Annotated in this window: 3 protein-coding genes; all 3 read right to left on the minus strand. The window is 65.2% G+C overall.

From position 1 onward, the window contains the following. Positions 1-2,378: polysaccharide pyruvyl transferase family protein (locus B4E30_RS05770; protein WP_286793946.1), on the minus strand; the 2,378-nt coding region annotated here is incomplete at its 3' end. Positions 2,379-2,426: 48 nt separating this feature from the next. Next, a complete protein-coding gene (locus B4E30_RS05775; protein ID WP_286793948.1) occupies positions 2,427-3,182 on the minus strand; it encodes an ABC transporter ATP-binding protein in 756 nt (251 codons plus the stop codon). After that, entirely contained in the window at positions 3,183-4,046 is an 864-nt protein-coding gene (locus B4E30_RS05780) for an ABC transporter permease (RefSeq protein WP_286793950.1), read from the minus strand. Between the last annotated feature and the right edge of the window lie 335 nt (positions 4,047-4,381).

Genomic DNA, 4,381 nt, shown 5'->3' on the forward strand with positions numbered 1-4,381 from the left:
CGCCGCCGCGGCGCGAGCTCGTGCACGTCGACCTCGACCCCGACGCAGGCGCCGATGTCGTCGTCCCACAGCCCGAGGCCGAAGAGGGCGTGCAGAGGAATGGAGCGAGCGCTCAGCGTCATGCTGCGATCGCCCGGGGCGTAGTTCGACTGCGCGTGGCGAGAGAGCCGAATCGCCGGTCCCGCCGCACCGATGGGAAACAGAGCCACGCTCACACCGTCGGCAGGACACTGGACATGCACCGCGAAACGAAGCGCGTTCCAGCGAGGACGCGTGATCGATAACCGCCCGCGCAGCCGCCGCCGCGCGCCGAGCGCTGCTCGCAACATGTCGATGTCGCCGATGAGCGCCGACTCTGGGATCGGATCCACCGCGTCGCCGCCGAGCACTTTCCGCGCCGATCGGGCGAGTCCAGCCCATCCGACAGCCATGTCGGCCGTGGAGGCGGGAGTGGTCCCGAGAACAGCGCGGACCGACTCGACCGCCGTGTCTGCAATTCCGGAAACATCGAGCCGCGTGCGCTCGACTGCCAGGAGGATCTCGGTCCAGAGGCCGAGTTTGACGGCGACGGGACTGCGCGGGTCGCGGATCAGCGTCGCCGTCGCCGCGGCGGCGTTCGGTTCGCCCGCCGACAGGAGCCGGAACATCAGCAGCTCGAGCGGGTCGGACTCGGAGGGAAGCGGCATCGCAGCGACGAGAAGCGCGACCGTCGCGGATAGACTCGGGTCGGCGATCACGAGAGGGCCCGGGTTCAGGAGCACATCTACGAGCCTCGGAGCGATCTCGCACCGATATGTGTCAGAGCGGTACGCGTCAGTCTCCAGTGACGACACGGCGTGCACGCAGGCGAGCCCCAGTTCGCGCCGCAATAGCGCTCCCAGATCGTCGTCCAGCATGAGCCCTTCGCGGTCTGCGCGCACGCCGGTCGGCATCCGGTGCAGACAGGTCACATCAGAGGTGATGTCAACAGAACCGGCGATGACCAGCGCCATCAGCATCGAAACGGCGTCTGCGCCATCAGGCTCGCATCCGAACGGGAGGTCGGCCCGTGTGAGCAGTTCGCGCGCGAACGCGGTTCCACAGAGACGACGGCGCAGCGCGGCCGGTGACAGCGTGTCGACGGAGATCGAACTCCGCGGGGAAGGCCCAGGTGAGGAGGACAGAGCCTCCCGCGGGCGGAACGTGGCGCTTGCCGAGAAGGCGAGCCGGTCACCGATGACGACGTCGGACCCGCGCACCGAGGGCCGCTGCCCGATACTGCGAACGAGATCGGGGGGCACGATGTCACCGGCATCGTAGAAGACCACCCAGCGACCGGAGGCCGTGCGGAGCGCGGCCTGCCTGGCCGGTTCGCCACCGGCAGGCTCGATGTGATGGACGGGCGCGGCAATGAGCGGGGTCGCACCCGTCGGGGGTCGTGAGTCGCGCGAGTCTGTGACGACGATCACTTCCGCCCCGGGCAGGTCCTGCGTCGAGAGAGACTCCAGCGTCTGGACGAGTTCGCTCGATCCGGGTCCTGAAATCACGACCGACACATCGATACCGCCCGGTCCTCCATCCCCGTGCACGAGGTTCGAAGCCTGCGAGGTCCCGGCGTGCGACGTCTGCGCGGACCAGAGGTCCGACGGAAACGCTTGGCGCAGGGCGGCAAGATCGGCGACCGCGGGACCGACGGCGCCGAGCTGGAACGCATGGGCGGTCGACGCTGCGAACTGCACATCGTGGCGTCCTGTGCCCCAGTAGTGGTCGAGGTACTTGAGCGGATGCTCGGCCTTCGGTGCGATCGGGCGAGAGGGGACCCCAAACGCATCCGCGATGATGAGCGCGTGAAGGGATGTCCCAGTGACGAAATCCGCGGAAGCGATTCTGCCGACGATCTCGAGAGGCTCACCCAGCGGACTGACGACCTCAGGGCCTTCGAAGCGGTCGAGCTCGTTGAGATTCGGCACGACGACGCGGCCGCCGGTCCCCCGTCGGCTCGACAGGTCGGGCAGCAGGTGAGGAAGCAGGAGCGCGGGGTCCCCGTAGACCGGAGGCACCTCGATCCCCCGTGACAGCAGAGCGGTGCGGGTGATCGGCCCACGCACCGCACGGACGTCGAGCTCCCGTGGATATCGCGGGGGGATGACCTTCCCGTTGATTCCCGCGCCCCACACCACGTCACGATCGCGCGCGAACTGGAGGACACTCCCTACCGACAGGAGACGCGGTCGCGGGTCTGCCTCTGGCGTCGCCCTGCCGTCCCGGATTCGCTGCCCGCTCAGGATGGCCGCGATGATCGGTCCCAGTTCGTCGCCGAAATTTCCTCCTTGGGAGGAGTCGCGCCCGACCCAGCGAAAGCAGTCGACGCCTCCGACGTCCACGGTGCTCTCAGGCACGATGGGCCCTACACGGGACATCCGACTCAAGAGTCACGATCGGGTGCCTCACCGGGCCGCGTGGCGTTCCACAGCTTCATCGATCGGTCCGTCGAACTCCAGCTTGCCCTTTCGGATCAGGATTCCTCGATCGCAAAGTTCGCGGACCATCACCATGTCATGGCTGACGACCAGCATCGTGATGCCCTGAGCAGTGAGTTCCTTGATCTTCGCGGCGCACTTCGCCCGAAACGGTGCGTCACCCACTGAGAGCACTTCGTCGACAAGGAGCACATCGAGCTCGACATGAATGGCCACCGAGAACGCCAGTCGCATGAACATCCCCGAGGAGTAGTGCTTGACCTCCTGGTCGATGAACTCCTCGATCTCCGAGAAGGCGACGATGTCGTCGAATCGCTCGTCGATCTCTTTGCGCTTCATTCCGAGAATGGCGGCATTGAGGTAGACGTTCTCTCTTCCGGTCAGATCGGGATGGAACCCGGCGCCCACCTCGATGAGTCCCGCGACACGGCCGCGCGTGTACACCTGGCCGGAATCCGGCTCGAGCACACCCGACACGAGTTTGAGGGTCGTCGACTTGCCCGAGCCGTTCAGGCCCAGCACAGCGACGGCCTCGCCCTCGCCGACCTGGAAGCTGAGGTCATCGAGCGCGGTGAACGTGTCGGCGCGCACCTTCTTTTTCTTCATCCAGCCGATGAACGCTTCCTTGAAGGAATGCGAATTCCTGCGGAGGAAGCGCTTCGACACGTGCTCGAGGATGATCGAGGGCTTCGCGGTCGTCTGCGCGGTGATCTGGTTCGTCACTTAGAGGTCCTGTGCGAATGAGCGCTCGAAACGGCGGAAGGTGAACTGGCCTATGAAGAGCATCGCTACGCAGATGCCCATTGCGATCGCTGCATACTCCCAGAACGCGGGAGGCAGCCCGTGGCTCTGCGTGACCGTCTGCTCCCAGAACCCCACATGGAACAGCTCGACGGCGATCGTGAGCGGATTCATCATGTAGATGCCGAACGCCCACGCGGGAAGAGTCGCCGCGACGAACGTCCAGAGGTACAGGACCGGAGATGTCCAGGTGGAGAACATCCGAATGATCTCCACGAAGTTCTGGACGTCACGGAATCGGACGTTGAGTCCGCTGAAGAACAGTCCGAGGCCGAGCGCGAATGTCACGACGATCACCGTACCGAGCAGCACAGCGCCGAGCGCGGCGAAGGTGGGAGTCCATCCCACCACGATGCAGACCAGAAGGAGAACCGCGAGCTGCGGGAGGAAGTGGATGAGAGCGACGATGATCGCCGCGATGGGGAACAGTTCGCGGGGAAGGTAGATCTTCCGGACAAGCGAACCGTTGGCCACGATCGAGTCGGTGGCATTGCCGAATGCTTCATTGAAGAGGTTGACGATCACCACGCCGGCGAAGAGATAGATCGCGAAGTACTGAACGTCGTCATGCGCCCGCAGCACGATTCCCATGACGAAGTAGTAGACGGCAAACTGGGCGGCCGGCTTGACATAGGACCACGTCCAGCCGAGGACCGAATTGCGGTATCGCGTAGCCGTCCCTTTGCGCACGAGCAGGCGCAGAAGATATCCCCACTGGAAAACGTCGAGAATCCCGCGGCCGCGGCCAGGGACGTCGTATTCGGAGAGGTCGATCGCTGTGTTCAATGCAGAAAGCTTCGGTGTCGGGTCGGCGGAGGTACGGAGGCCAAGGGGAATCTTAGCGCCCGCCGGATGGGAGGACGTCGTGCGGACAGGAGGCCAGCCCTACTGATAGTCCACGTCGTCGCGCGGAAGCCAGAGATCCTCGCCCGACGAGGACTCGAACAGCAGCCACTGCCGATCGGCGGTCACCGCCTTGGCTGTGAGCACCGTTCCCGCGGACATCTCGACGACACCACGGCCGCACTCGAGAGAAGGCGCGCTCCGGGCTATCGATCCTTCGCTCCGCACGACGTACGACTTGTACGCCGATCGCACGTCAGACGGCTGAGTGCAGGATT

This window comes from Microbacterium sp. UBA3394, assembly GCF_002358725.1.
GTDB lineage: Bacteria > Actinomycetota > Actinomycetes > Actinomycetales > Microbacteriaceae > Microbacterium > Microbacterium luteum.